General features: G+C 36.8%; 25 protein-coding genes, 2 tRNA genes and 1 pseudogene. 14 read left to right on the top strand and 14 right to left on the bottom strand.

All coding sequences use genetic code 11. From position 1 onward, the window contains the following. Together FHR29_RS25930 and FHR29_RS25925 are read left to right on the top strand one after the other, a co-directional pair. Nucleotides 1-801 carry a phosphatidate cytidylyltransferase gene (locus FHR29_RS25930; RefSeq protein WP_183918272.1) on the top strand — a complete coding sequence of 267 codons (801 nt, stop codon included), beginning with the start codon at nt 1-3 and terminating at the stop codon, nt 799-801. A 10-nt stretch (nt 802-811) separates the two neighbouring features. Further along, nucleotides 812-1,483, top strand: coding sequence for a DUF2461 domain-containing protein (locus FHR29_RS25925; RefSeq protein ID WP_132844976.1), 672 nt, complete (start codon nt 812-814; stop codon nt 1,481-1,483). A gap of 3 nt (nt 1,484-1,486) precedes the next feature. On the opposite strand, the gene FHR29_RS25920 is transcribed toward FHR29_RS25925, so the two are convergent. Further along, entirely contained in the window at nt 1,487-2,674 is a 1,188-nt protein-coding gene (locus FHR29_RS25920; RefSeq protein WP_311732317.1) for an anhydro-N-acetylmuramic acid kinase, read from the bottom strand. Between the two features lie 116 nt (nt 2,675-2,790). On the opposite strand from FHR29_RS25920, the gene gcvH reads away from it, so the two are divergent. Further along, nucleotides 2,791-3,171, top strand: a complete 381-nt coding sequence (gene gcvH, locus FHR29_RS25915) for a glycine cleavage system protein GcvH (RefSeq protein ID WP_021189281.1) — start codon at nt 2,791-2,793, stop codon at nt 3,169-3,171. Between the two features lie 58 nt (nt 3,172-3,229). Here gcvH and FHR29_RS25910 read toward each other — a convergent pair whose 3' ends face one another. The 3 genes from FHR29_RS25910 to mqnB all read right to left on the bottom strand — a co-directional run bounded on the left by FHR29_RS25910 (nt 3,230) and on the right by mqnB (nt 5,818). Further along, nucleotides 3,230-3,973: a DUF6263 family protein gene (locus FHR29_RS25910; protein WP_183918268.1), complete on the bottom strand. Its 744-nt coding sequence runs from the start codon at nt 3,971-3,973 to the stop codon at nt 3,230-3,232. 88 nt (nt 3,974-4,061) lie between these two features. Continuing rightward, nucleotides 4,062-5,048, bottom strand: a complete 987-nt coding sequence (locus FHR29_RS25905) for a pyruvate dehydrogenase complex E1 component subunit beta (RefSeq protein WP_021189278.1) — start codon at nt 5,046-5,048, stop codon at nt 4,062-4,064. 140 nt (nt 5,049-5,188) lie between these two features. Continuing rightward, nucleotides 5,189-5,818 (bottom strand): futalosine hydrolase, encoded by a 630-nt coding sequence (mqnB, locus tag FHR29_RS25900; RefSeq protein WP_183918266.1) that lies wholly within the window; start codon nt 5,816-5,818, stop codon nt 5,189-5,191. Nucleotides 5,819-5,923: 105 nt separating this feature from the next. Between mqnB and FHR29_RS25895 the strand changes: the two genes are divergently transcribed. The 8 genes from FHR29_RS25895 (at nt 5,924) to FHR29_RS25860 (ending at nt 12,007) form a co-directional block, all read left to right on the top strand. Then, nucleotides 5,924-6,337: a 6-carboxytetrahydropterin synthase gene (locus tag FHR29_RS25895; protein ID WP_031287841.1), complete on the top strand. Its 414-nt coding sequence runs from the start codon at nt 5,924-5,926 to the stop codon at nt 6,335-6,337. A gap of 27 nt (nt 6,338-6,364) precedes the next feature. Continuing rightward, nucleotides 6,365-6,994 carry a GTP cyclohydrolase I FolE gene (folE, locus tag FHR29_RS25890; protein ID WP_132771763.1) on the top strand — a complete coding sequence of 210 codons (630 nt, stop codon included), beginning with the start codon at nt 6,365-6,367 and terminating at the stop codon, nt 6,992-6,994. Nucleotides 6,995-7,228: 234 nt separating this feature from the next. Next, complete coding sequence (locus FHR29_RS25885; RefSeq protein ID WP_132771812.1) at nt 7,229-7,864, top strand: O-methyltransferase; 636 nt, start codon at nt 7,229-7,231, stop codon at nt 7,862-7,864. Between the two features lie 22 nt (nt 7,865-7,886). Then, nucleotides 7,887-8,414, top strand: coding sequence for a glucosaminidase domain-containing protein (locus FHR29_RS25880; protein ID WP_021189273.1), 528 nt, complete (start codon nt 7,887-7,889; stop codon nt 8,412-8,414). Nucleotides 8,415-8,427: 13 nt separating this feature from the next. Continuing rightward, nucleotides 8,428-9,255: a glucosaminidase domain-containing protein gene (locus FHR29_RS25875; RefSeq protein WP_132844985.1), complete on the top strand. Its 828-nt coding sequence runs from the start codon at nt 8,428-8,430 to the stop codon at nt 9,253-9,255. A gap of 58 nt (nt 9,256-9,313) precedes the next feature. Then, the gene (locus FHR29_RS25870) at nt 9,314-10,072 is read left to right on the top strand and encodes a hypothetical protein (protein WP_183918264.1); all 759 of its coding nucleotides are present in this window, start codon (nt 9,314-9,316) and stop codon (nt 10,070-10,072) included. 31 nt (nt 10,073-10,103) lie between these two features. Continuing rightward, a complete protein-coding gene (locus tag FHR29_RS25865) occupies nt 10,104-11,132 on the top strand; it encodes a DUF3078 domain-containing protein (protein WP_021189270.1) in 1,029 nt (342 codons plus the stop codon). Between the two features lie 80 nt (nt 11,133-11,212). Continuing rightward, complete coding sequence (locus tag FHR29_RS25860) at nt 11,213-12,007, top strand: N-acetylmuramoyl-L-alanine amidase (protein WP_221197953.1); 795 nt, start codon at nt 11,213-11,215, stop codon at nt 12,005-12,007. A gap of 1 nt (nt 12,008) precedes the next feature. On the opposite strand, the gene FHR29_RS25855 is transcribed toward FHR29_RS25860, so the two are convergent. The 6 genes and pseudogenes from FHR29_RS25855 to FHR29_RS25830 form a co-directional block, all read right to left on the bottom strand. Continuing rightward, on the bottom strand, nt 12,009-13,709 hold the full coding sequence (locus FHR29_RS25855; RefSeq protein WP_183918260.1) for a sodium:solute symporter: 1,701 nt from the start codon (nt 13,707-13,709) through the stop codon (nt 12,009-12,011). A 105-nt stretch (nt 13,710-13,814) separates the two neighbouring features. Beyond that, complete coding sequence (locus FHR29_RS25850; protein WP_183918258.1) at nt 13,815-14,015, bottom strand: hypothetical protein; 201 nt, start codon at nt 14,013-14,015, stop codon at nt 13,815-13,817. A gap of 1,933 nt (nt 14,016-15,948) precedes the next feature. Then, nucleotides 15,949-16,482, bottom strand: a pseudogene (locus FHR29_RS26910) (PIG-L family deacetylase); the annotation flags it as partial. A gap of 289 nt (nt 16,483-16,771) precedes the next feature. Continuing rightward, the gene (locus FHR29_RS25840; protein WP_021189266.1) at nt 16,772-17,026 is read right to left on the bottom strand and encodes a DUF6952 family protein; all 255 of its coding nucleotides are present in this window, start codon (nt 17,024-17,026) and stop codon (nt 16,772-16,774) included. After that, the gene (locus tag FHR29_RS25835; RefSeq protein WP_021189265.1) at nt 17,007-17,321 is read right to left on the bottom strand and encodes a co-chaperone YbbN; all 315 of its coding nucleotides are present in this window, start codon (nt 17,319-17,321) and stop codon (nt 17,007-17,009) included. The genes FHR29_RS25840 and FHR29_RS25835 overlap by 20 nt, the downstream gene beginning before the upstream one ends. Before the next feature lie 98 nt (nt 17,322-17,419). Then, a complete protein-coding gene (locus FHR29_RS25830) occupies nt 17,420-18,052 on the bottom strand; it encodes a peroxiredoxin (protein ID WP_021189264.1) in 633 nt (210 codons plus the stop codon). Nucleotides 18,053-18,292: 240 nt separating this feature from the next. Between FHR29_RS25830 and FHR29_RS25825 the strand changes: the two genes are divergently transcribed. Then, nucleotides 18,293-18,373, top strand: a tRNA-Tyr gene (locus FHR29_RS25825). 92 nt (nt 18,374-18,465) lie between these two features. Next, nucleotides 18,466-18,537 (top strand) — tRNA-Arg (locus tag FHR29_RS25820). 91 nt (nt 18,538-18,628) lie between these two features. Here the strand turns inward: FHR29_RS25820 and FHR29_RS25815 are convergent. Further along, nucleotides 18,629-19,807 (bottom strand): MFS transporter, encoded by a 1,179-nt coding sequence (locus FHR29_RS25815; protein ID WP_132771769.1) that lies wholly within the window; start codon nt 19,805-19,807, stop codon nt 18,629-18,631. A 254-nt stretch (nt 19,808-20,061) separates the two neighbouring features. Between FHR29_RS25815 and FHR29_RS25810 the strand changes: the two genes are divergently transcribed. Continuing rightward, nucleotides 20,062-23,238, top strand: coding sequence for a S41 family peptidase (locus tag FHR29_RS25810; protein WP_183918254.1), 3,177 nt, complete (start codon nt 20,062-20,064; stop codon nt 23,236-23,238). 132 nt (nt 23,239-23,370) lie between these two features. On the opposite strand, the gene FHR29_RS25805 is transcribed toward FHR29_RS25810, so the two are convergent. Genes FHR29_RS25805 through FHR29_RS25795 form a run of 3 tightly spaced genes read right to left on the bottom strand, consistent with a single transcriptional unit; the run spans nt 23,371 to nt 26,102 of the window. Next, on the bottom strand, nt 23,371-23,964 hold the full coding sequence (locus FHR29_RS25805) for an LUD domain-containing protein (RefSeq protein WP_183918252.1): 594 nt from the start codon (nt 23,962-23,964) through the stop codon (nt 23,371-23,373). Then, nucleotides 23,961-25,346, bottom strand: a complete 1,386-nt coding sequence (locus FHR29_RS25800) for a lactate utilization protein B (RefSeq protein ID WP_183918250.1) — start codon at nt 25,344-25,346, stop codon at nt 23,961-23,963. The genes FHR29_RS25805 and FHR29_RS25800 overlap by 4 nt, the downstream gene beginning before the upstream one ends. Before the next feature lie 12 nt (nt 25,347-25,358). After that, entirely contained in the window at nt 25,359-26,102 is a 744-nt protein-coding gene (locus tag FHR29_RS25795; protein ID WP_132771773.1) for a (Fe-S)-binding protein, read from the bottom strand. Between the last annotated feature and the right edge of the window lie 240 nt (nt 26,103-26,342).

The raw sequence follows: 26,342 nt of genomic DNA, 5'->3' as shown, positions 1-26,342 counted from the left end.
ATGAAAACTAGAGCTATTACAGGATTTTTCTTTATCATCGTCATGGTTGGGGCTATGCTTCTGGGCGACGCAGTTTTCCTTGGATTTTTTTCTTTTTTAAGCGCCTGGTGTCTGTATGAGTTTTATGGTATTGTAAGCTCAGAAGATCGTAGACCAAGTAAAGCTTTAGGTATATTGACTACAGTTGTTTTATTTAGTACAACAGCGTTATATAGTTTAGGCATTTTTGAGGCAAAGTATATTTTGTTATGCATCCCTTTTCTTTTAGCGATCTATATACAAGCTCTTTATCAAAAGCGTGATTTCCCCTTTAATGATATCGGCTTTACCATTTTAGGTATTCTGTATGTTGGATTTCCTTTTTATTGTTTTACAAGATTAGGCTATATAGGTGGCTCATTTAATCATTTTTTACCTTTGGGTTTTATGATTTTGCTTTGGACGAGTGATACAGGGGCTTATTTAGCTGGGAGATCCTTGGGAAAACATAAACTTTTTGAGCGAATTTCTCCAAAGAAAACCTGGGAAGGTTTTATTGGTGGTATTGTATTGGCAGTTCTTGTATCTTTATGTTTAGCACATTATTTTGAAACAATACCGCAATGGCAATGGATTATTGTAGCAATGATAATTGCTGTATTTGGTACATTGGGTGATTTGGTAGAATCGATGCTTAAAAGAAGCTTAAATGTGAAAGATTCTGGACATATATTACCTGGACACGGAGGTTTATTAGATCGATTCGACGGTTTATTAATCGCTGGACCTTTGGTATATTTATTTTTGTTTTTAGTAAATTAAGATCATATTTATGGGACATATTAATCAAAATACGTTTAAATTTTTAAAAGATTTACAGGATAACAATACCCGCGAATGGTTTGCAGAAGAGAAAGAACGCTATGAAGCGGCTTTAGCTGATGTTCGTTTGTTTGTGGCTGATTTGATTAATAGCCTGTCTCAATTTGATCCTCATATTACGACCGATATTCAGGCCAATAAATGTTTGTTTCGTATCTATCGTGATACGCGTTTTTCAAAAGACAAAACACCCTATAAAAATTGGTTCGGTGCAGGTATTTCCAAAGATGGCCGTAAATTGGACGGACCAGAATATTATATCCACATCTCTCCAGATAATTCATTTATTGCCTGTGGTTACTGGAGACCAGAAAAAAAACATTTAGATGCTATTCGTCAGGAAATAGATTATAACGAAGAGAAATTTAATGCAATTATAGCAGATTTACAGAAAAAAAGTGGTCTTACTTTAGAAGAAGAAGACAAACTAAAACGCCCCCCTGCTGGCTATGAGGCAACACATCCTTCAATTGAATTTTTAAAATTAAAGAGCTTTGTTGCACACAAAAGCTTATCCAATAGCGCTCTGACTGATAAAAATGCTTTGAATAATATCATTGCCTTATATAAAACAATGCTTCCTTTGAAGCAGTATCTACATGAAGCTATTGATAATGATTAGTTGTTATTGAGGTAAGCTAATTTTACCCATACAGACTGCAGGAGAATCTTTTATTTGACTTACATTGTCTCGGTGGCCAACTAATGTTTCATTAGCCAGTAGGGCAAATAACACAGCTTCTTTAGCGTCGGGATCAATGCCTAGTATTCCAAATGAGGAGACTTTATGATGAGGCAATCCTGCTTTGATTTTAGCGACCAATAGCGGATTGTGTAAACCTCCCCCACTGATGTAGATATGTACATTGCTTAATGTTTTTGACAGCTTATGGATTGCGTCAATGATGCATGTTGCAGTAAATTGATTTAAGGTGGCCATGATATCTTCAGGAATCATATGAAGATTATTGGATGCTATCTGACATTTTTTTAGATAATCCAAATTAAAGAGCTCCGGACCAGTTGTTTTAGGGAATTCATCTTGTAGAAATGGTTCTTTTAAAAGCTCATTTAAAAGTCCTTCATTGATAATTCCTTGTGTAGCGATGTTTGCATCCTTATCCATCTCTATATCAAATTTTTCTTTTGCAAACTGATTCATAATGGTATTTCCGGGGCCAATATCTGTTGCAAAAGCTTTCAAATCACTTTCTTGGCTAGGTATAAATGTATAATTAGCAATGCCACCGATATTCAATAAAAATCGATTTTCTTTCCTATCCGAAAACAATAAGTAATCGCCGTAGGCCGCCAGAGGTGCACCTTCACCACCTGCAGCGATGTGTTTTTGTCTAAAATCTGATAGTGTAATAATACCAGTTTTTACAGCAATATGATCACCATCCCCGATTTGAAGAGTGCTGTTAGGCATTAATTGATCATCTGTAAGGCTTTGTGGAGCGTGGTATACTGTCTGCCCATGGCTAGCAATACAATCAATTTCTGTATGCGGAATCCCCCATTTTTCAAGAGCCTGATTAATGAGTGCTGCATGTACATTTCCGACGTAAGCATGAAGTCCGCAGAGCAACTGTTGATCAATTGTACGCTTTGCAAAAACACCTCTTACGTATTTTCTAAACTCATCCTGATAGTCCATTGTAATAAAATTATCCACGCTAATTTGTGTAGACTTACCACTATTACTTATTCTACAAAGTGCAATATCAAGACCATCCAATGAAGTCCCTGACATAAGTCCTATTATAAAACGACTATCTTTTTTTGCGATTTTGTAAAGCTTTTCAATCATTGAGTTCATACCTTAAAAGTAGGAACAAAATATGATAGAGTACACAAGATTTTTGTGATATAAATATATTTTGTAACTTCATGGCGTAATTAAATAGAAGATTAAAAAAAAGTAAAATGAATTTTCCAGCAGAATTAAAATACACTAAAGATCACGAATGGATTCGTGTTGAAGGTGATGAGGCCGTTATTGGTATTACTGATTTCGCACAACGTGAGTTAGGTGATATCGTATTTGTAGACATCAACACAATTGGTGAAGAAGTGGCTGCAAACGAAATCTTTGGAACAATCGAAGCAGTAAAAACGGTTTCTGATTTATTCATTCCTGTTACAGCAACAGTGTTAGCTGTTAACGAGGCAATCGATGCATCACCAGAATTAGTAAACTCAGATCCTTATGGAGAGGGTTGGATTATTCGTATCAAATTAAATGATGTAGCTGACGTTGATGCTTTATTAACTGCTGATCAATATAAAGAAGAAATTAACGCGTAATTTTAACATTTACGTTCAATAAAACCACAAAGAGCTGTCATTGACAGCTCTTTGTGGTTTATAGGATTTCTATTTTGCTGGTGACTTCAACCTCTTTATTTTTTACTTTTGTTTCGAGCGTAAGCGCTTTTAAATAATGAGTTTTAGGGTTTAATAGGTATTGGCCAGTGATTGATCCGACAGTTTGGCCTTCTGCCGTTATACTTCCTTCCGAAGTAATCGATATACCCTCTGCTGAGATACTTTTTAGGGTGTATGTTTGTTCTATTGGTCCTAGAGACTTATTATTTGCTGTTGCTTTCCATTGTTCTCCAACTTTTAATTCTCTATTTGGGTATTCAAACGCTGCTTCTTTGAGCATATTGGCATCAAACAGATCATTATCATCAGGTAAATCTTCGACATTTTTTATTTTTCCATTTAAACTCATCACAGCCACGATAGGGGTCTCCAGCAAAGTTTTAACTTTTTCATGGATCTGTTTGGAAAGTTCATTGGCTTCCGGATTCTTGGAATCATAGTTGACGGTCATCATTCCTGCATCCATTGCCATGATCATTTCTGTATATTTCGTTGCATAGGTCAATGTACTGTCTGTAGCATTGGTGTTTGTTGTCTCGCACAACATGGTTGCATCGATCATAGTACTTTGAGCACCAGCATTGACATCTATAGTCATGTGCATTTTTTGTGAAAAGGGATTATTAAGGTCGGGTTTCAGCTTTAATAAAACTTTGTCTTGAGCAATTAATGTCGTAATAATAAAGAACGACAAAAAAGCGAGCGATAGGGTCTTGATCATTTAAGATTAGTTAGTAAAATATCCCCTAAATTAAAAAAGACCTTTGGTATTACCAAAGGTCTTTTTTGAATTAAGCAATTAGATGCTTTTATTTTTTGATGTAAGCAACTTCTTTTACAGCTTTTACAACTTTAGCAACACTTGGAAGAGCTGCTTCAATTAATGTAGCTGCATATGGAAGAGGAACATCTGCTGCTGTAATACGAACGATTGGAGCATCTAAATAATCAAATGCATTACGTTGTACAGAATATGTTATTTCAGATGAAATAGACGCTAATGGCCAAGCTTCTTCAACAATTACCAAACGGTTTGTTTTCTTAACAGACTCGATAATAGTTGGGTAATCTATTGGACGAACAGAACGTAAGTCAATTACTTCCACATTGATACCTTCTTTTGTTAATTCTTCAACAGCAGGTAATACAACACGTGGAACCATTTTACCGAAAGATACGATGGTTACATCAGTACCTTCTTTAACAACATTTGCTTTACCTATTGGTAAGTAATATTCTTCTTCAGGCACGTGACCTTTATCACCATACATAACCTCAGATTCCATAAAAATAACTGGATCTGGATCAATCATAGCAGATTTTAATAAACCTTTCGCATCATAAGGATTTGAAGGAACAACAACTTTTAATCCTGGAGTATTTGCATACCAGTTCTCAAAATTTTGAGAGTGCTGTGCTCCCAATTGCCCTGCATTACCAGTTGGACCACGGAATACTATTGGAATAGAGAATTGACCTCCACTCATGGAACGAATCTTTGCAGCAGCATTGATAATTTGGTCAATCGCAACTAAAGAAAAGTTGAAAGTCATGAATTCAACGATTGGTTTTAAACCGTTCATCGCAGCACCGACTGCTATACCTGCAAAACCTAATTCTGCAATAGGTGTATCTATCACGCGTTTAGCTCCGAATTCATCCAGCATACCTTGGCTCACTTTATAAGCACCATTGTATTCTGCAACTTCTTCTCCTAATAAAAATATTGTTTCGTCTTTACGCATTTCCTCGTTCATCGCTTCACGAAGTGCTTCTCTGAATTGTATCTCTCTCATCAGTTGTAAAATAGTGTCAAATTTTAGATTACAAATCTACTATTTATTATTGATATTTTGAAGGTTATTCATCGCTAAATATCTGCTTTTATGTCATTTTTTAATAACAGGATGGCGAAAACAGTAATAAAATTCAAAAATTAAACTTTATCTATTTTAGACAAAATTTCGAAAAGAACCGCATTGCTATTGTGGATAGCGAGCGGTACGTTCCACGTGGCACGATTTCGCTTCTCTACATAATTAGATATTCCACGGATCTGTATGGTTTGAATTTTTGCTTCAGATGCAACTAAAAAAACAGATCCTCCTTCCATGGATTCAATCAGAGCATTGGGTATTTGTATCAGTAATTTCGAAATTTCTAATTCATTTCCATGCACCTTATTAACTGTTACACCTAGCCCTGTTGGTAATGCATGCACCAGTTCCTTAGTTGTCTTATTTTGTGTGGCCACATAATGAGCGTTACCAAATCCAAGTTCATCAATCGGAATGAATCGCTCATCATCTTCTGCTCCTAATTCTGAGAAGATCTCGCGATCGATTGAAACGACCGCCCCTATTGGTAATGATCGATTAAAGCAGCCACCAATACCGATATTAATGATAAGATCATATTGATTATTTACAAGATGTTTTCCAAGCCGATAAGCTGTTTGTACCATACCCACTTCCGTTATTAAATAGTCGGTATTCGGATATGCAGCAATACGATCAAGGAAGGGTTGAATTTCGAATGGAGTTGCTGCTACTATAAGTGTTTTCATGTGGGATAACCTTTGTACAATATTAATCAATATTTACGCAAATGTGATGGTAATCATTTCGTTGAAAGCGATATTTTGGTTGCAAACACGTATCTTTGTGGTATTATGGTATATATCACTCGTCGTGAGCGCTTTTGCGCTGCACATAAGCTTTACCGCGAAGATTGGAGTATTGAGAAAAACGAAAATGTTTTCGGAAACTGTTCAAATGTTAATTGGCATGGTCATAATTATGATTTGTTTGTGACGGTCAAAGGTGACGTAAATCCAACAACAGGTTTTCTGATTGACTTAAAATTGATGAAAACCATTATTTTGGAAAATATCGTAAATAAAGTCGATCACAAAAATATTAACCTTGATGTTGATTTTATGAAAGATAAGATGGCTTCTACAGAAAATATAGCAATTGCTATATTTGAGGTATTGAAACCATTATTTGAAGAACAAAAAGTGCAGTTGCACAGCATTCGCCTTCATGAAACAGAAAATAATTACGTCGAATATTTTGGCGACTAATCTTATACACTAATTTATTTAATTACTATGAGTAATCACTCATTTGAAGAAGAAGAGTTAGACGGCTACGTGAAAATTGATCAATATAATCAAGAAAAAGTTGGTCGTATTGCCGCTCATTATACAGATATTTTAGAATCTCTAGGAGAAGATCCGAATCGTGAGGGATTATTGAAAACACCAGAACGTGTAGCAAAAGCTTTGCAGTTTTTAACTCATGGATATGATATTGATCCTGCTAAAGTATTACAAGGTGCTATGTTTGAGGAAGACTATAGCCAGATGGTTGTGGTGAAGGATATTGAAGTGTATTCGATGTGCGAACACCATATGTTGCCATTCTTTGGTAAAGCGCATATTGCTTATATTCCTAATGGTCATATCGTTGGATTGAGCAAAATTCCACGCGTTGTAGATATCTTTGCACGTCGACTACAAGTTCAAGAACGTCTTACCAATGAAATCCGTGACTGTATTCAAGAAACCTTAGGAGCAAAGGGTGTGGCTGTGGTGATCGAATGTAAGCATATGTGTATGGCTATGCGAGGCATTCAGAAGCAAAATTCTGTCACTACAACATCAGCATTTACAGGAGCTTTTCAAAACGATGTAACGCGTTCGGAATTCTTAAAACTAATTACTGCAAATTTGACGTAATTCAATAAAAAAATAACAAAATTTAAAGTCCAATCTTCCTATGATGATTGGACTTTTTTTTCTTTGAAAATTCAAAGAATTTAAAAAATCACGATTTTTTAAAAGTGTCATTATGCTTCATAAAGGCCGATGCGATTTTTTATGTAACATTTGACCAAATATTAATTACCTAATTATCAGTAGTTTGTATTTTATTTTTTCTGATTATAAATCATGTTCAGTAATTTTGTTGTTATGGACATTTGTAATGAGCATTTAGAATCTTACTTAGAGCGCACATGTGACGAAGAAAATCCGTTGCTAAAAAGCGTCAATAGGGAGACCTATTTGAAGGAAACAATGCCTCATATGTTATCCGGACATTACCAAGGAAGGGTGCTTGCTATGCTTAGTAAATTAGCTGCTCCAAATACTATTTTGGAAATCGGTACGTTTACTGGATATGCTACTTTATGCCTTGCAGAAGGCTTGTCTAAAAAGGGGATTTTACATACGGTAGATGTTAATGCAGAACAGGAGGAGCGTGTACAGGGATATTTTGACAGATCTGAATATGCGTCTCAAATTAAATACCATATTGGTGATGCTGCAGAAGTAATTCCGAAGATCGAAGGTAGTTTTGATCTGGTTTTTATAGATGCTGATAAAAAACGTAATCATTACTATTACGAATTAATTTTAGATAGAGTCCCGTCTGGAGGACTGATTTTAATCGATAATGTCTTGTGGAAAGGCAAAGTATTAGATGAAAATCCAGACAATCAAACAAAGCAAATCATAGATTTGAATGAACAATTAGCTCAGGACCAGCGCATCGAAAAGGTTTTATTGCCGATTCGAGATGGACTTTTTGTATTACGCAAAAAGTAATTAGTGGACTAAATGATTCTTTATGAATTTTAAAACATTAAAAAACTATGTTGCTGTATTAATTTTGATCGTCAGTAGTTATGCTACTGCATCCGCTCAAAGCAATCAATTTTATATTGATAAATACAGCCCCGTAGCACAAGAGATGATGCAAGAACATGGTGTTCCAGCATCAGTAATTTTAGCTATTGCAATGCATGAAAGTGCACATGGAAATAGTAAGATTGCAAAAAATTTAAATAATCACTTCGGTATTAAAGGAAAAAATAATAGCAAAGTGATTAATTCAGCATATAAAGGTTATAAATCAGTACTTGATTCTTATAATGACTTTATATCGTTGGTTAAAAGAAAGAAAACCACGACTCCCTTATTTGAGGAAAATCGAGGACAAAACTACAAAGCTTGGGTAGGTGCTTTAGCAAAAGCAGGATATTCAAGAACTAAAGATTGGTCTGCGAAGGTTATCAAAACAATTGAAATGTATGATTTAGATAGTTTTGATAAAAATCCGACCACAATATCTAGGAAACTCACCGCTTCTAAGTAATGCTACTCATCCAATGAAAAAAATTGCTTTTATCCTACTTGCCCTTACTGTTTTTTTTAGTTCATGCTCATCCAAAAAAAACACCGTCTATAAAAGCAAAAATCATCAAGGCTCTACCTCTTCCAATCGTCCTAGTAAGTTAAGACCAGCTGTTTCAGGAAATGCTTATGTTGAGAAATATAAAGATATTGCTATTTCAGAAATGAATAAGTACGGTATTCCTGCGAGTATCAAATTGGCACAAGCATTATTAGAATCTGGAAATGGCAATAGCTACCTCGCTACCGAAGCCAATAATCACTTTGGAATCAAATGTGGAGGTGTATGGAAGGGAAAATCCATTAATCGCCCAGATGATAATATCAATGACTGCTTTCGCGTTTATGAAAGTCCGGAACAGTCTTTTAGAGATCATTCTGAATTCTTGTTGCGTAAACGTTATTCCGATTTATTCTTGCTCAATAAGAACGATTATAAAGGCTGGGCCAAAGGTTTGAAAGCCGCAGGCTATGCCACCAACCCGCGATATCCAGATTTATTGATCGATATGATTGAACGGTATGAACTCTACCAATATGACCGCGTGGAAACTCGTGTTGAGAAGGAGAAAAGAGAAGTTGTTGTTGAGCGAGAGATTGTACACAATGCAGTCGAAGCTCCTGTGGTACAAACAGAGCAAATCAAGAGTCCTGTAGCAATGCGTATTCATGAAGTACAAGGGAAAGACACATTATACTCGTTGAGTAAACAATACGGTATCACTGTTGATCAAATAAAAGAGTTAAATGGCTTGACTGACACAAACTTAGCCATCGGGCAGCTATTGGTAATTTCAAAGTAAATCATCAAAAGATGTTAAATATTTCTATTTTGATAAGCTAAAACGTAGTTTTACGAGAGTGAAGACTCTGCAAAATATCGTAATACTCATTCTTTTGGTTGCACTAGCACCCGATGCTTTTGCACAAAAGCGTATAGAGGGTATTGTTTCTGATTTTAATACCAAACAACGTATATCAAAAGTAACAATCCGCAACACTAGGACCAACGAAGAAGTCTTTAACAATAGTAAGGGAGAATTTTCTATTATGGCCGACAAAGGAGATGCATTGATCGCGACTTCTCGGGAATACTATCCTGATACCGTTATTGTAAATACCTCTCCTGTTATACTGTTCCATTTGAAGCGTGAATCGATTTATATTGATGAAGTTTCTGTAGTTGCAAAGAAAGATCCAGATGAGATTTTAAAAAAGGCAAGAAATGATTATGAGAAAGCCTTTCGGCTTTCTGATCCAGGAGATCTGTTTTCAGTAGGGCAAAATGGTGCAGGGCTCAGTATCAACTCCATCTATAGTCTGTTTAGCAGAGAAGCTAAAAATGCAAAAAGATTAAAGAAATTGATTGAGAGTGATTATAAAGATAATGTTATCGAGTATAAGTTTTCAGAACAACTGGTGAGTCGTACAACAGGTTTAGAAGGAGAAGAGCTTAATAAATTTAGACGGATCTTTAAACCAAGTTACTTTTTCATCATTAGCTGTACACAGTATGAACTGACAAATTATATCAAAGAATGTTATGAAAAGTATCAAAAAAATCCTTCTCGATATTTTATTGAGCCATTACCAACAATAAATCCTATTTTAGTACCTTAAATTAAGAAAAGAAAAAAAAGAGTTGCTTGATATGAAGTTACAATCCTTATTTGCCTTATTAATTATTGGCTTATCGTGTGGTACGGTTAGCGCTCAGGTTAATTTGAAAGACCTTAGAGTAAAGCCAGATTCAGTTATTTCGGAGAATAAACAAGAAAATATCTCCTTAAAAAATATTCGTCCAGTAGTACCAAAATTAGAATTACAAGTTGATTATTGGAAGCATTGGACCAGTTTTGGAGTAAATATTAATCAGGCAGCCTTTAATGGCGACTGGAAAGGTGGTGGAGTTGGATCAACAGCCGTCGGATTAATTGCAAATCATAAATCAGATTATACCAGAGACAATTTCAATTTTGTAACTGAGATCGATTTGCGATATGGTAAGATTAAAAATAATAAGCAAATCGCGAAGAAAAATAACGACCGTATTTTTTGGGATAATAAATTGTCTTATAAATTGTCTGCTAAATGGGCACTTTATACTTCATTAACCTTTGAATCTCAATTTGATGCAGGATATAAATATAAACAAGTTGACGGTAAAGATACCATTGATTATATCGAAAATGCATTTATGGCTCCTGCGTACATAACCGAATCGCTGGGTTTTGAATACAAGCCAAGCGCTTCTTATTCGATTCGTTTTGGTACAGGTACTGCACGCCAAACTCTGATTTTGGATAACCGTATTAAACCCCTAACGGTTGAGCAATATAGTCAGAAATATCCAGATCGTGCACCAATTGATAAAGATCAAGTAAGGTATGGTGTTGAAGGAGGTAAAACTGTTCAAAATGACCTCGCTTTTCAGATCACCGGAAATATGGATAAAAATTTTACAGATAAATTGAATGTGAAAGCACGTTATAATTTATTTGCGAATTATAAAAAAGTAACGGACCCTTCACATCGTTTGGATGTCACAGTGACAGCTAAAGTATCGCGAGCGATCAATGTAAACTTAAACGGAATTTTAGTTTATGATACGGATGTGATCTCAAAAGTTCAGTTAAGTGAATCATTGGCATTAGGATTGGTTTATAGGTTACCTCGATAATGTTTGAAAAAAAAAATCTTTGGATTCCGTTTATACTTTGTTTTGCTCTATCCATTATTGGATGTAAGAGTAAGTCAGGCATGGCTAAAAAGGGATCTATAGAGCAAATTGTACCTATAAAGATAGATACGATCATCCAAAAGGTGATCGTACACGATACCGTTCCCAAATTAAGCTTGGGAGAGCACAAAGTATGGACATTGGGAAAGGCTGGCATACATGCTAATATACGTCAGGAAACGGCCATACACTATGATGTGCGCAAACCAAACTACGTTATTATCCATCATACAGCACAAAATAGTCTGGATCAAACCATCAGAACATTTCAGGTAGAGCACACAAAGGTAAGTTCACATTATGTGATTAGCCGTAATGGTGTAATCGTTCAGATGCTCAATGATTATGTAAGAGGTTGGCATGCGGGACTTTCCAAGTGGGGAACGATCACAGATATGAATTCGATCTCCATTGGAATAGAACTGGATAATAATGGAAAGGAAGCATTTCCAGATGCCCAGATTGAAGCGTTAATGGTTGTCTTGGATACATTAAAAGCTAATTACGGCATTCCCGTAGCAAATTTCATTGGTCATGCTGATATTGCTCCAGCTCGTAAAAATGATCCAAGTGTATTTTTTCCTTGGAAAAAATTGGCAGATCGCGGTTTTGGTATATGGTATAATCCTGCAGAATTGGTAACAGCCCCAGAAACCTTCAACCCAATTGATGCCTTGAGAATCATTGGTTACGATACACGCAATTTGAAAGCGGCAATTATTGCATTTAAAAGGAAGTTTGTTGTCAACGATGTGAGCCCAGAACTCACGATTTATGATAAAAGTATTCTTTATAATCTATATCAAAATTATTAAGCTATTCGATTGAATGGCTTTTTTTTGGTATCAAGTTTTCTAATAAGTAGGCGATGAGCATGACCGAGATACAGCCAATGACATTGAGCCATAAAAAGGCTATGACATCTATTTTCCAGATCGTAAAAATAATCACTTCAGTTATTATTGCAGCATAAAACACGGCTTTCCCTCCTATACTCTTCATATAGAAGGCGACAATAAAAATGCCCAAAATAGTACCATAAAATAATGAACCTAGGATATTAACCGCCTCTAGGAGATTGCCCAGTCTACTCGCATATAAGGCAACAGCGATAGAAAATACACCCCAGAAAAGCGTGAATATACGTGACCAGAATAGATCCTGTTTATCGCTAGAATTTTGGTTTATAAATCGCTTGTAAATATCAACGGTGCTTGTAGAAGCCAAAGAATTGATCGCACTTGCTGTAGATCCCATAGATGCAAGAAAGATAACAGCGATAAGCAGACCTATTAAGCCCTTAGGGAAAGTATTATTTACAAAAGATAGAAAGATGTAGTTATTGTCATTTGTTTCGGCAGCGGGATTATTCTTCTTTATTAATGCGACAACTTCTGTACGGATACCGTTTAGTTTTTCATTTGAATTCTTGAGTGTAAGCCTTGCTTCGTCTATTGTAGATTGATCCTCATCATCAATGGCTTTAGTTAAACGATTGATTGTTTCCTTCTTTTTATTACTAATAAAAGCCTGTTGCTTTTCCAGAACCGTATAAGTGCTGTTATATTCACTTTGTTTTAACTTATCTACTTCAACCTGGTTGAAAAAGATTGGCGGTGTGTGATATTGATAATAAACAAAAACAAGAACGCCTATGAGCAGAATACAAAATTGCATAGGTATTTTGAGTAAGCCATTCATTAGTAGACCAAGTCTACTTTCTTTTATAGATGAACCCGTTAGATAACGGCCTACCTGACTTTGATCCGTACCAAAATAGGATAGCTGTAGGAAGAAACCACCAATAATACCTGTCCAAACAGTATACTGGTTATTCAGGTCAAATGTAAAGTCGATCGCATTTGTTTTTCCAGATTTACCAGCAATATGAAGCGCTTTATATAAACCAATGTCTGTAGGTAAGAGTTTGACAACAAGTATTCCGGCGACAAGCAACACTCCAAATATGATGCTCATCTGGAGCATTTGCGTGTGTGAAACTGCTTTAGTACCACCATATGTCGTATAGATTACCACGATACTGCCGATTAAAAGCGTGGTGAGAGGAAGGTTAATATGTAAAATGCTGGCTATAATAAGTGCCGGAGCAAAAATACTGATGCCTGTTGATATACCGCGCTGGATCAAAAACAAGAAAGCCGTTAATCCACGGGTCCGAATATCAAACCGTTTCTCTAGAAATTCGTAAGCTGTAAAAACGCGAAGTTTATGAAAGATTGGTACAAAGGTGATACAGAGTACAATCATGGCCAAAGGAAGACCGAAATAGAACTGGACGAAGCTCATTCCTGAACTGTAAGCCAGGCCTGGCGCAGAAAGAAAGGTGATGGCACTCGCCTGAGTGGCCATCACCGAAAGTCCGACATGGTACCAAGGTAAGGATTGATTACCAAGTAAATACCCATCAATATTTTTGATTCCTCTACTTTTGTACATGCCATACAGCACAATAATCAAAAGAGTCAGAATAAGAACTATCCAATCAATCGTACTCATGAAAAATAGCTCGTGAATAGATAAAGGAATAGTATGACCACAAGCAGGCTACACGCTACTAAAATATAAAAGCGCTTCCATTTTTGTGTTAAGGGGTTATTTCCCCTATCTGTCATGCGGTGTTTGAGCGTAAAGGAAGCTATTGAAGAAAGCTGCGATAATTAAACCAAAAACAGCTCCACCTATGATACTTAAAAAAGTCTCGTTTGCAGTGAATGAAATTAAAGCTCCAAATATCACACCGATTAATACGATTAATCCTTTTGGATTAGGTGCGCATGCGTTGTTTTCAACTTGATTTTCCATTGAATTGTATGTTTTATTTTGATTTTGATAACAAATTTACAAATAATCTGTAAGCTCCAGGAACTCCTGCAGGCAATTGTCTGAAAAATGACAATGATGTATAGACAAATCTACCACTTCCATAGTTAGTAATCAATAGCGATCCATTGTGAAGGGGTTCATTTTTATCCTGCATCTGTATAGGTGTCTGATAACGACTGTCGATATCTTCCGCAAAATACAGACCCCGTTCTTGTACCCAGTTGTCGAAATCAGATTTGATGATTTTATTTGGATAGTTAAAAATTTGATTTTGTTCATCAAATTTTACTACAGCAAGTTCTTCCGTCACCCTGCTGTTGCCTAAACGGAATGGATATGGACCAAATTGATTAGAGAGCAACTTGTTGTTTACATTATACTGTTCCAAAACTGTACCGCCATTTTTAACATATTCATTTAGTTTAGCACTAATCTGATTCATCGATTTTAAGACGTTAAAAGCCCTTATTCCTACTATGACGGCATCATATTGTGCGAGATTTTGATGCAGAGCCTGTGTTTCATTTAGAAGATCTACAGAAATACCAATTGCTCTTAAAGACTCAGGAATTAAATCTCCCGCTCCAACCAGATATCCAACTTTTTTGATAGGAACTTGAAGTTGCAGATTGCTGACTTTTACTGTAAGATCAGGAAACCACGTGATGGCCGGTATATGGTCATAATGTATATCGCGGTTTATTTTGACTTTTTCATTTGAACCATAACGGAAGGAAAGTGTATCTAGTCGTGTATCTCTGGTCTGTGCCTGAACGGTAAATTCCTGAATTATTTGTTGCTGGTTTTCTGAATATTCGAGCTTAACCAGATTTGGAGTTACGATCCAATTTTTGTTGACAACAGGAGAAACATTTTCTGTTCTATTTTTTGTACTGCCTTCATTTACAAATGTTACCCTTACCTTTTGTGGGGTGTTATTTTGACTTAGTACGATCGTCTGGTCCGTAGATGCGGTTATGGCTGGTGAAATCACGATAGGATTGTAGATTTCTCCCCTAACAGGATCTGTAAATTTATATTGGATGGGTTTTTTATAGTTAAGCGCCTTTCCATTGATGACCAGTTCATAGTCAACAGCTGGATAGTCTGGATTTTCAGGGGCTCCAGTTTTATTAAAGTCTGCGAATTGGAATCGACCTATAAGATTTGGAGCATCCAACCAGTATGGTTGTGTACTAAACCGCGCAGGGTAAGAACTAGTAAAACTTGTTAGGGTATTATTTTCGAGATTTTGATTGATATTTTTTCCATTGATCTTAGCAACCTGTATCGCAGGAACATCAGCTCTTACAATCAGTTGATTTGTAACCTTTATCGTGTCTTCAATAGCATAATGCGGCTTTGCTGCGATGCTTTCTATTCTTACTCCAGCACAGGCAAGGATTAAATTATTGATTTCATTTGTTTTTATTTCTTTCCAGTAGTTATCCGCTATCGCCTTGACCAGTGTCAGAGCTTCGAATAGGTCAGGAATTGATTTTTCCGGGTGGTCGAGCTGAAAGGAAGCATTAATCTGTTTTATTTTCGTACTGATAGCAGCGGTATGAGGGATTCTTGACCAGGTATTGTCAATATTTTCGAAAAGATCTTTATTCGTTGCTTCTCCTGCTATGTATTCAAAATATTCTGTAGACTTTCCAACCTGAGCAGCACTTCCAAATCCCTGACTTTTATGAGATGACCTACTTTCGGCAGCAACTTCTCCATAGGATTTGCCTATCAAGGGATTGTATTGGCCTATTTCAATCTGTATTTGATCATCACTAATTGTATTTTGATTGCCAAAATTGTACGTATTCCATAGCAAACGAGTTGCTTTCCATGGCTTGACCTGTTTCAACTGTTCTGGAAACCGTGTTGGGTCTGCAGCGGCAACAAATGCTTCTTTTGCTAATATTGCAGAAGCTTGATGATGACCATGTCCCCCTCTCGCATCAGGTGGAAATCGGGTTATAATGACATCAGGTCGGAATTTTCGAATGATCCACACCGCTTCTCGAAGTACTTGTTCTTTATCCCAAAAATTAAAGGTCTCTTCCGAAGTTTTTGAAAATCCAAAATCAAAAGCAGAAGTAAAGAACTGCTCTCCTTGATCGATTCTTCTTGCTGCTAAAAGTTCCTGTGTCCTAATCAGACCAAGTTCTATTCCCTGTTCCGTACCGATTAAGTTTTGTCCCCCGTCTCCCCTTGTTAGGGACAGATATCCCGTTTTATAATGTTTTTCCTGAGCTAACCATGCTATTAATTTAGTGTTCTCGTCATCCGGATGGGCTGCAAAATATAGAACAGACCCTAGAACATTTAATTTTTCTAATTTTGATTTTATGTCAGCACTGTTCCAGCTATTTGTTGCCTTTTGAGCTTGAGCCTGTGGCAGAAAGGTTAAACAAATGAATATGTTGGTAAATAGGATTGATTTTAACATAGATTAAAGGTAATTAATATTGTGGTTAAATAAAAAACGGAAATTCTGTAGGGAGAATTTCCGTTTCTAACAATTAAAATATTATCTTAAAATCTACCCTTTTATAGTTTGTTCATCAGGATAGCAAATTCTTTAAGTGGTAACCTTTATTACCGCTAAAGATAGTACAATCTTTATTGGACTTTAGCATTAAATGAGAACAAGTTTTCCACAAAAAGCGGATTATACACATTCATATTAAAAATGAAGTTCTTGTTGCAGTAATTGCTATTGCTAAAGGCTAAAAGATTTATTTATCAATTGAACCTAAAACACGTTTCATAAACATGTTCATAGCGTCCTTTTTACTATTTCCTTCTTTAATTAGTTTATCAACCTCAACAGCACCATAAAGATTTGAAATCAATTCACCGATTACATCAAGCTCTTCATCTTTTAAAGGAGCTTCTACCAAGGATTCTAATGTCTCGATGGTCTCTAATACATAGTCAACATCGTTCTGTTCGATAAACTCGGTGATATGTTTAATTACTGGAAGCTTCATTGAATAAGTCGATTAAGGCGTCAAATTTATTTGTTTGTACTTGATTTACCAATTTTCCATTCTTGAAAGCCGCAAAAGTAGGCAAGTTATTGACATTTGCTAGTTTTCTAGATTCCGGAAATTTTTCTGCATCAGCGATTACGAAAGTTACATTTTCATTTTCAGTCGCCAATTTTTTGAATTTCGGTTTCATAATTTTGCAGTTACCACACCAAGTAGCTGCGTATTGAACCATTACAATATCATTACTGTTTACAATTTCTTGTAAATTATCGTTTTCTAATTCCTGTACCATGATTTTTTTGTTTATTTATTGAGAAAGATGAATAAACAAAGGGGGCAAGGGATTACCCCCTTTGTAAAAATACCAATGTAGTCTTTTCAGTATTGTTTTTAGTTACCAGCTAAATAGCTAGCTACACCGTCACGAGTTGCGTGCATTGCTTCTTTTCCTTCTTCCCAGTTAGCAGGACATACTTCACCAAAATTCTGAACGTGAGCATAAGCATCGATTAAACGTAAATATTCTTTTACGTTACGACCTAATGGCATATCGTTTACAGATTCGTGGAATACGCGACCTGTTTCATCGATCAAATAAGTAGCTCTGTAAGAAACTGCAGAACCTTCAACTAAAGTACCGTACTCAGGGTGCTCTACTTCTTTAATGTCTAAAATACCTAATACAGAAGATAGGTTACGTGTAGTATCTGCTAAAATTGGGTAAGTTACGCCTTCGATACCACCGTTATCTTTTGCTGTATTTAACCAAGCGAAGTGAACTTCGTTTGTATCACAAGATGCACCGATAACGATTGTATTACGTTTTTCAAATTCTGGTAAAGCTTCTTGGAAAGCATGTAATTCTGTTGGGCAAACAAAAGTGAAATCTTTTGGGTACCAAAACAATACTACTTTTTTACCTTCTTGAACTGCTTTTTCGAAAACGTTAATTTGTAAATTATCGCCTAAATAATCGATTGCATCTACTGTGATGCTTGGAAAACTTTTACCTGTGAAACTCATAATAATATCTTTCTTTTTTTGTTGATACAAAGATACCTCAAATAAGGTTAAAAAAGTATTGATTTTTTCAATGAGCTATCGTTAAAATCTATTTTTACATTAAGGGTACAATAAGTTTTCTCGATAGGTTTATTTTAAATAAATTTTGCATTTATCAGACAAAATTCTACCTTTGTAGCGTTCCACAAGGAAATTGAGATACAATAAATCTTAATTCTTTAGAAGTCAACAAATTATACTGGGGGGGTTCCAGAGCGGTCAAATGGGACGGACTGTAAATCCGTTACTTCGGTTTCGAAGGTTCGAATCCTTCTCCCCCCACAGTATTTTTTCTCTCCTCTTTTTTCAGTAACATTTTAATAAATAAGTTTGGGATTAAGCAATATATTTGAAATATTTGCATACGCTTTGTCGGCCCTGTAGTTCAACGGATAGAATAGATGTTTCCTAAACATTAGATAGCAGTTCGATTCTGCTTGGGGCTACAACAAAAAATGCGAGACTGTTAAATAGTCTCGCATTTTCTTTTTTTATTACATCTGCCATATGGTTAATGAATAATCTTTCTTTTACCTGTTATCCCTCCTTGAAAACTTTCAGTTTACTTACCATAATAAACATGAGGACACCGAAGAAAGCAAATACACCGTAAGAATATCGTAAACTTGTCAGCTCTGCAATATAGCCGATTAAAGGAGGTCCCATTAAGAAGCCCAGAAAGCTAATGCTAGATACCATCGCCAAGGCTACCCCTGGAGTAACCTTTTTGTTCTGGCCAGCAACACTATATACCGTCGGGACATTGCACGCAACACCGATACCCACCATCATAAAAGCCAATGTGCTAATGTAAAAAAGAGGGAATATAACAGAGGTCATCATGCCGACAAACATTAATATACCGCTAATTTGTAAGGTTCTTTTTCTACCGAGCCTACTGATGACCGCATCCCCAATAAATCTTCCCAGCGCCATCATGACCATGAAAGACGCATAACCAACAATAATAAATTGTTCTGGAGCGTGAACTATTTCCTTAAAATAAACGCCGCTCCAGTCAAACATAGCACCCTCGGTGGCCATGCTGAAAAAGCCGATGATGCCCAGTTGTACTAAACTGCTTTCTGGTTTGGAAAAAAATGATGTTTTTTTAGCCTCTGTAGCGACACCAGGAATCAAGTAACGGTAGTTGATGGTCGTATTAATCACAATGAGAACAAAAATAATGATAAAATGAGGAATGGTGTCTACAGCTATATTCATAGTGAGTAACCCGATGAGGGCACCAGTAAATCCGGCGATGCTCCAGGCTCCATGAAAAGATGACATGATTGATTTTTTGAAAATCTTTTCTGCAGCAACCCCCTGTGTATTGACAGCTATGTTGCACATGTTTCCAATTACCCCAAAGAAAAATAAGATTGCTCCTAATTCCCATGCGTTTTGTGCAAAACCTATTAAACATAAAATAAGGGCATAAATAATCGCGACTATTCGTAGTACTCTAGCACTGCCGTAAGTGGTAACCAGTTTCCCGGATAACGCCATGGTGACCAGTTGACCGACAGGAAGCATCAATAAAATTGTGCCTAATTGACCTTCTGTAAGATTCAGACGTTCTTTGATAATTGGAATACGGCTTGCCCAAGAAGCAAATGCCAGGCCCTGGCAAAAATAAAATAAGGATACAGCAATCCGAATGCGATTACGGTTTTGGTAAAGCTCTTCTTCAGAGTAGGTTAAGGATGCGTTCATTGTTGTAATGATGTGTCAGCAAAGGTACATGTAAGAAATTAATAATGACAGTGATGATGTTTCATCTTTTGGTATTTATGCAAAAAATATTAAAATTAATGGGTGCACATTGATAAAGAACACGTGATATTGAAAACTGTTTTTAATGCTGGGGTAGGTTTTTTTAATAACGATTGATTATTTCATTGTTTTCTAACGAGTAGCTGATTAACTTTGGCATACAGGTATTTAATCGATTAGCCTCCTTGAAAAGTATGATTAGAAAATTGTTATTGGGCACTTGTCTTGCCTTAGGTGGAACCATGCATGCTTTTGCGCAGCAACAACCCACATTTTTATCCCATCCGACTTTAAGTCCTGATGGAAAAGTCCTTGTTTTTAGTTTTGAAGGTGATCTGTGGAAAGTTGAAAGTGAAGGTGGGGTTGCAGTGAGATTAACAGGTATGGAGGGCAATGAAATCAATCCACGGATATCGCCTGACGGCAAACAGCTTGCATTCTCAGCAAATCAGAATGGAAATATGGATGTATATATCATGCCTTTAGCTGGTGGTGATATCCGTCAAATTACACATCACGATGGTGCTGATGAAGTGGACAGTTGGAGCTGGGACAGTAAAACGTTATATTTTACATCAACCCGCTACAATCGGATGAGTAGTTATCAAGTTGATGCTACAGGGGGGACTGCAAAGCGACTATTTCCACATTATTTCAATTATATAAGTCAAGTTGTAACCACACCATCTGGAGAACTATTATTTAATGATAGTTGGGAAGGATATAGTTTAACAAACCGTAAGCGATATAAAGGAGCATTCAATCCGGATATAAAATCTTATAATCCTAAAACAAAAACATTTAAGCAATATACCGATTACAATGGTAAAGATTTCTGGCCTACTGTTGATCAAAATGGTGTGATCTATTTCGTATCTGATCAAGGAAATGCCGAATATAACCTGTATCAGATGAGCGGTGATAAACCCGTGGCTTTGACTTCATTTAAGGAATCTATCAAGAGACCTGCTGTAGCTGCCAACGGGAAAAAGATTGTTTTTGAAAAAGGATATCAATTGTTTTTATACGACGTGGCATCAAAGAAGGTTACACAGCCAACTATCGCATTGAGCAGAAATCAGGTATTAGGCAAGAGCAAGGAATTTAATGTAAATGGTAACATCAGCTATTTTGATGTAGCACTTGACGGTAAAAAGATGGCATTTGTATCGAGAGGCGAGCTCTTCGTTTCCGATAGCGAAGGTAAATTTATCCGTCAGATGCCTAGTCAGGGACAGCGCGTTATGGAGGTGAAATGGTTAAAGGATAACAAAACATTACTTTACAGTCAGACCCATCAAGGTTACCTGAACTGGTACACCCGTAGCGCAGACGGATTGGGAGAACCAAAGCAGTTGACACAAGATCTTCGCAATAATAGAGAGTTAACTTTCAACGCTGATAAATCACATGCTGTTTATTTAAGTGGGCGAGATGAAGTACGTCTTTTAGATCTGACAACTTTAAATAGTAAAACTGTTGTTAAGGATGAACTGTGGGCATTTCAAAATTCCTCTCCCTCTTTTTCTCCAGACGGGAAATATATTCTTTTTACTGCTATTCGAAATTTTGAGCAAGATATTTTTGTTCATCATATCGGTTCAGGTCAAACAACAAATCTGACCAATACTGGTGTCACTGAAGCCTCCCCATCGTGGTCACCAGATGGAAAATATATTTATTTTGCCAGTAACCGCACAAAGCCGTCCTTTCCTACCGGCATGCAGAACTCCAGTATTTTTAGAATGGCATTGGAAAATTTTGACGAACCTTATCGCATTAGCAAATTCAATGAACTCTTTAGTCAGCCTGCAAAGAAAGACACCATTACGGACAATAAGAATGACGATAAAACAAAGGCGAAGGATAAGAAAGAAGAAAAAGCAACAAGTACTTCTACCGACAAAAAAGTGCTGGTTACAATAGATGTTAAAGGGTTACGTGACCGTATTGAACAAGTAAGCCCTGCTTTTGGAACGCAATCAGATCCCATTGCTATCCAAAAAGGAGAAAAAAACTATGTTTTCTTTTCATCCAATCACGAAGGAAAGTACGGATTATACAGAACAATCTATGAACCTTTTGAAGCTGTTAAAACCGAAAGAGTTGTTGACAACGGAATCAACCAGTTTATCGAATCTGGAGGTAAGTATTTTATCCTTAATAGAGGGATAATTCAAAAATATAATCTTGACCAAAATAAACTCGATGCGGTAACAATCAATTTTAGATTTAACCGTGATCTGGAAAATGAGTTCAAGCAGATGTTCTATGAGACTTGGGCTGGGCTAGAAGAAAACTATTACGATAGTACTTTCCACGGTATCGATTGGACGGCGATGAAGAAGAAGTATGAACCGTATCTTTCTGGTATTAATGACCGTAGTGATTTACGCATATTATTAAATGATATGTTAGGAGAGCTAAACTCTTCACATTTGGGCTTTAGTTCGATGGGAGCAGAAGAGCGCAAACCATTTGGGGACGTAACTAATGAAATTGGTGTTTTATTCAATCAGGATAATCCTTATCAAATAGCACAGATTATAGACAACAGTCCAGCTTCCCGTAAAGGAGTAGATCTGAAAGAAGGCGATGAGATCATGGCTGTTAATGGAAATAAAGTAAATCCTAAAGAAGATCGGGATCAATATTTTACATGGCCGTCCCTTGCAGAGGAAATACAGTTGACTATACTACGTGGCGGTAAAGAAATTTCAGTTTTTATTCGGCCCTTAATCAGTACCGCTTTTAAGGACCTGATTTATGACGAATGGATGAAAGGCAATCGAGGGAAAGTTGATCAATGGAGTAATGGCAAAATTGCATATTCACATATGAAAAATATGGGAGGGCCGGAGTTGCAACGCTTTCTGATCGATATGGCAGAGCAAGAGAATAATAAAGATGGTATTATTTTGGATCTGCGATACAATACGGGGGGTAATGTGCACGATGAGGTGTTACGTTTTCTATCACAAAGGCCTTATTTGAAGTGGCAGTATCGTGGCGGTCAGCGGGCTCCGCAAAGTAATTTTGCACCAGCATCGAAACCTATTGTACTTTTGATAAATGAACAATCTCTGAGCGATGCAGAAATGACCGCAGCAGGATTTAAGGAATTGAAATTAGGTAAGATTATTGGAAATGAAACCTATCGTTGGATTATCTTTACATCAGCAAAAGGTTTAGTAGACGGATCTAGTTATCGCGTGCCAGCCTGGGGATGTTATACTTTAGCTGGTCAAGATTTAGAGTTATCAGGTGTAGCACCGGATATTGTGGTTAAAAACACAATCGCAGATCGTACGAATGATAAAGACCCGCAACTGGAACGCGCAGTGCAAGAAATATTGAAAGACTTGAAATAAGAAATTTTTAATAATAAACCAGATTCAGAGATGAATCTGGTTTATTATTTTTGAACAGGACCTTGATTTTTATTCAATTATTCTTTAATGATAAACATTAGAAATCAAGATTAGAGTAGGATAAAATAATGACTATTTCGTTTCTTTTATAAAGAAAACAGTCAAACTTCGTGCTCCCTGTGCGCCGCGTACCAAGTAAGCTCCAATATCTGCGGTAGCTGAAGGGCCCATAACAAAACAACCATAAGTAGAGGCTTGAAAATCAATATCGCTGTAAGCTGTATGCATATTTTCTGTAATCGCATCTGGATCAAGTAATATAGCAAGATGCTGTGATAGAAATCCCAGAGAGTTTACTTTCAATGAATTTTCAGTAAGCCATATCATCCCCATTTCTGCCACTCCAAATTCTGCTCTTATAATTCCTAAATCTACGTCGTCTAGATCTCGAGGATGTGTAATAGCATTAAGCGATTTGGTCCCCTCCCATTCTGGGCAAGAAGAACAACTAACCCGTGTATCAGGAAGGTTTTTGAGCATGATTTCTTGCGCTTCTGCAATACTTTCTACGTCATAGCTTTCTCCTCCGGCAAGCCCAAGGTTTACTTTAAATTGATCTTTCAGATTGGTTCCCTGTTTCTCAAAAGATGGCAACTCAGGATAAGCAATCTTTTGAACAGGAAGATTTTGACGGATAGCCGCTAATATTTCGTCTAGTGAACTCATTTTTTCAATCTATTTTTAATATACCAATCGCGGAAAGTCTCTTTTTTAATTTCCGGCAATTCGCGGTGTTTACCCCAAGCATTTAATTTGGTGTTATATAATAACCAATTTGGTGTAAGCTTCATACCATAGTATGCCGCCTTCTCTGCCAATCGGAATAATTTGGGATTAGCAAATACTTTTTCTACCGCTCCAAACGCATAGTGAAGTGCTTTGGAAGATTCATTGATATTGACCATGCGCTGTCTCCATAATCCAATTTGCTCAGCAATATTAATCCGAACTGGACAAACCTCAGAGCAAGAACCGCAAAGTGATGAGTGGAAAGGAAGCTCACTGAATTTTGATTCATCAAAAGTCGGATCGATAATGATACCGATCGGCCCCGAATAAGTGGCTCCATATGCTAATCCCCCACTTCTACGGTATACCGGACAGGTATTCATACATGCTCCACAACGAATACATTTCAAGGATCTCCAGAAATCTTCCATTCCTAAACGGCGGCTTCTTCCATTGTCCGTTAGTACAATATGCATTTGGGTTCCTGTTTCTCTAGGTCCCATAAAATGAGAAGTGTAGCGAGTGGCTGGAGTGCCTAGAGCACTGCGTGACAGTAAACGGATAAATAGGGCAAGATCTCTCGTTTTGGGAAGAATTTTTTCAATTCCAATACTGGCAATGTGTAACGGTGGTATACTTGCTGTAAGGTCGGCATTACCTTCGTTTGTACAGACTACAAAAGCACCTGTTTCTGCGATAGCAAAATTTGCTCCCGTTAAACCTGCATGCGCTTCCAAAAATTTAGGACGAGCATTGTTTCGCATAGCTTCTGTTAACTGTGTCGGATCATCCTCATCTGGATTCGTACCGATTGTTCTTGCAAAAAGTTCAGCCACATCTGCCGTCGTTTTATGAATAGCGGGCATGACAATATGGCTTGGCATTTCCCCAGAAAGTTGTTGTATCCTTTCGCCAAGATCAGTTTCGATCATTTCGATACCTCTAGCCTCAAGAAAAGCGCCCATTTCACATTCCTCCTGGAGCATCGATTTACTTTTGACTACTTTGGTGGCATTGTGACTTTTTAATATGTCGTATACGGTTTGATTATGTTCTATATCGTCTTTCGCAAAATGTACAATTACACCACGTTTGGTCGCTTCGGTCACAAACTGTTCTACATATTGGTCCAGATGGGTTAGTGTATGCTCTTTTATTTGTGAAGCAAGATCACGCATCTGCTCCCATTCAGGAATTCCAGATGCGGCAAGATCCCGTTTCATGCGGGCATTCCATAAGTTTTTATCGTGTGTAGGCTGGTGGATGTCATCCATGTAGATGAAATCTGCCGCATTTTGGTCAACTCTAACTTTACTCATTTTGATTTTCTTTTAAAAAGGACCATTATTTAAAACTTGAGCGATGTGTACAAATTTTAAAGGTGCTTTTCCGCGTTTAGCAATCCCTTCCTGATGCATCAAGCAAGACATATCAGGTGAGACGATACAATCTACTTCGTGATTCAGGTAATCAGCAACTTTATCCTGCCCCATTTTGACACTGACAGCTTCATCAGTAACACAAAATGTGCCCCCAAATCCACAGCACTCATCTGGGCGGGTAATCTGTTTAATGGTCACCCCCTCTACCATCGTTAATAGCTGCTCCGTTTTATTAAAGTAGGGTTCTTGCCACTCAGAGCGAGATTGTATATGTAAACCCCGTATAGCGCTGCAACTATTATGAATGGCCACTTTATGTTTGTAAGAAGCCCAAGGGAACTCTTTAACCTTTAATATATCTGTTAGAAACTCAACAAGCTCGTAAGTTGTTTTGCGTACATGCTTTACTTTTTCGGTTTGTGGGATAGCATCGAAGTGCATGCGTACGTGTTTTACACAGCTTCCTGCCGGACCAACGATGTAATCAAAACCTTCAAAATTATCGCAGAAAAGCTGCTCTGATGAAGCCGCATTTTTTTGATCACCTTCATTGCCCATCGGCTGGCCGCAACAGGTTTGATTTAATGGCACTACCACTTCCACTCCGAGGCGCTCCAAAAGTTCTAGTGTTGCAATTCCTACTTCGGGATAGATCGCATCGATATAACAAGGAATAAATAATCCTACACGCATATTGTTGATTTAAATTGATGGGCTAAGTTTACAAATAAAATTCGAATTTACTGTTCTTAACTATCATGGAGTAGCAATAAAATTACTTAATTGCTTGAATTTTTATAAAACACTATTGGTAACAATTGAAAAAGGTATCTGTATTTTTTGCCAATGCACAAATATTTTTAAGAAACGATGAAAAACTTAAAAGAGCTTTTTTCCAAAATAAAAAAGCTCTTATCTTTTTTACTTGTTTGC

Origin of the sequence: Sphingobacterium sp. JUb56 (assembly GCF_014191365.1) — a bacterium.
In the GTDB taxonomy this organism is placed as follows: domain Bacteria; phylum Bacteroidota; class Bacteroidia; order Sphingobacteriales; family Sphingobacteriaceae; genus Sphingobacterium; species Sphingobacterium anhuiense.
Note: the sequence above shows the minus strand (reverse complement) of the source record. Positions and strands in the feature narration are given on the sequence as shown.

Coding starts and splice junctions, on each gene's coding strand:
- FHR29_RS25930 (WP_183918272.1), top strand. CDS start 1: ATGAAAACTAGAGCTATTACAGGATTTTTCTTTATCATCGTCATGGTT.
- FHR29_RS25925 (WP_132844976.1), top strand. CDS start 812: ATGGGACATATTAATCAAAATACGTTTAAATTTTTAAAAGATTTACAG.
- FHR29_RS25920 (WP_311732317.1), bottom strand. CDS start 2,674: ATGATTGAAAAGCTTTACAAAATCGCAAAAAAAGATAGTCGTTTTATA.
- gcvH (WP_021189281.1), top strand. CDS start 2,791: ATGAATTTTCCAGCAGAATTAAAATACACTAAAGATCACGAATGGATT.
- FHR29_RS25910 (WP_183918268.1), bottom strand. CDS start 3,973: ATGATCAAGACCCTATCGCTCGCTTTTTTGTCGTTCTTTATTATTACG.
- FHR29_RS25905 (WP_021189278.1), bottom strand. CDS start 5,048: ATGAGAGAGATACAATTCAGAGAAGCACTTCGTGAAGCGATGAACGAG.
- mqnB (WP_183918266.1), bottom strand. CDS start 5,818: ATGAAAACACTTATAGTAGCAGCAACTCCATTCGAAATTCAACCCTTC.
- FHR29_RS25895 (WP_031287841.1), top strand. CDS start 5,924: ATGGTATATATCACTCGTCGTGAGCGCTTTTGCGCTGCACATAAGCTT.
- folE (WP_132771763.1), top strand. CDS start 6,365: ATGAGTAATCACTCATTTGAAGAAGAAGAGTTAGACGGCTACGTGAAA.
- FHR29_RS25885 (WP_132771812.1), top strand. CDS start 7,229: ATGGACATTTGTAATGAGCATTTAGAATCTTACTTAGAGCGCACATGT.
- FHR29_RS25880 (WP_021189273.1), top strand. CDS start 7,887: ATGAATTTTAAAACATTAAAAAACTATGTTGCTGTATTAATTTTGATC.
- FHR29_RS25875 (WP_132844985.1), top strand. CDS start 8,428: ATGAAAAAAATTGCTTTTATCCTACTTGCCCTTACTGTTTTTTTTAGT.
- FHR29_RS25865 (WP_021189270.1), top strand. CDS start 10,104: ATGAAGTTACAATCCTTATTTGCCTTATTAATTATTGGCTTATCGTGT.
- FHR29_RS25860 (WP_221197953.1), top strand. CDS start 11,213: ATGGCTAAAAAGGGATCTATAGAGCAAATTGTACCTATAAAGATAGAT.
- FHR29_RS25855 (WP_183918260.1), bottom strand. CDS start 13,709: ATGAGTACGATTGATTGGATAGTTCTTATTCTGACTCTTTTGATTATT.
- FHR29_RS25850 (WP_183918258.1), bottom strand. CDS start 14,015: ATGGAAAATCAAGTTGAAAACAACGCATGCGCACCTAATCCAAAAGGA.
- FHR29_RS25840 (WP_021189266.1), bottom strand. CDS start 17,026: ATGAAGCTTCCAGTAATTAAACATATCACCGAGTTTATCGAACAGAAC.
- FHR29_RS25835 (WP_021189265.1), bottom strand. CDS start 17,321: ATGGTACAGGAATTAGAAAACGATAATTTACAAGAAATTGTAAACAGT.
- FHR29_RS25830 (WP_021189264.1), bottom strand. CDS start 18,052: ATGAGTTTCACAGGTAAAAGTTTTCCAAGCATCACAGTAGATGCAATC.
- FHR29_RS25815 (WP_132771769.1), bottom strand. CDS start 19,807: ATGAACGCATCCTTAACCTACTCTGAAGAAGAGCTTTACCAAAACCGT.
- FHR29_RS25810 (WP_183918254.1), top strand. CDS start 20,062: ATGATTAGAAAATTGTTATTGGGCACTTGTCTTGCCTTAGGTGGAACC.
- FHR29_RS25805 (WP_183918252.1), bottom strand. CDS start 23,964: ATGAGTTCACTAGACGAAATATTAGCGGCTATCCGTCAAAATCTTCCT.
- FHR29_RS25800 (WP_183918250.1), bottom strand. CDS start 25,346: ATGAGTAAAGTTAGAGTTGACCAAAATGCGGCAGATTTCATCTACATG.
- FHR29_RS25795 (WP_132771773.1), bottom strand. CDS start 26,102: ATGCGTGTAGGATTATTTATTCCTTGTTATATCGATGCGATCTATCCC.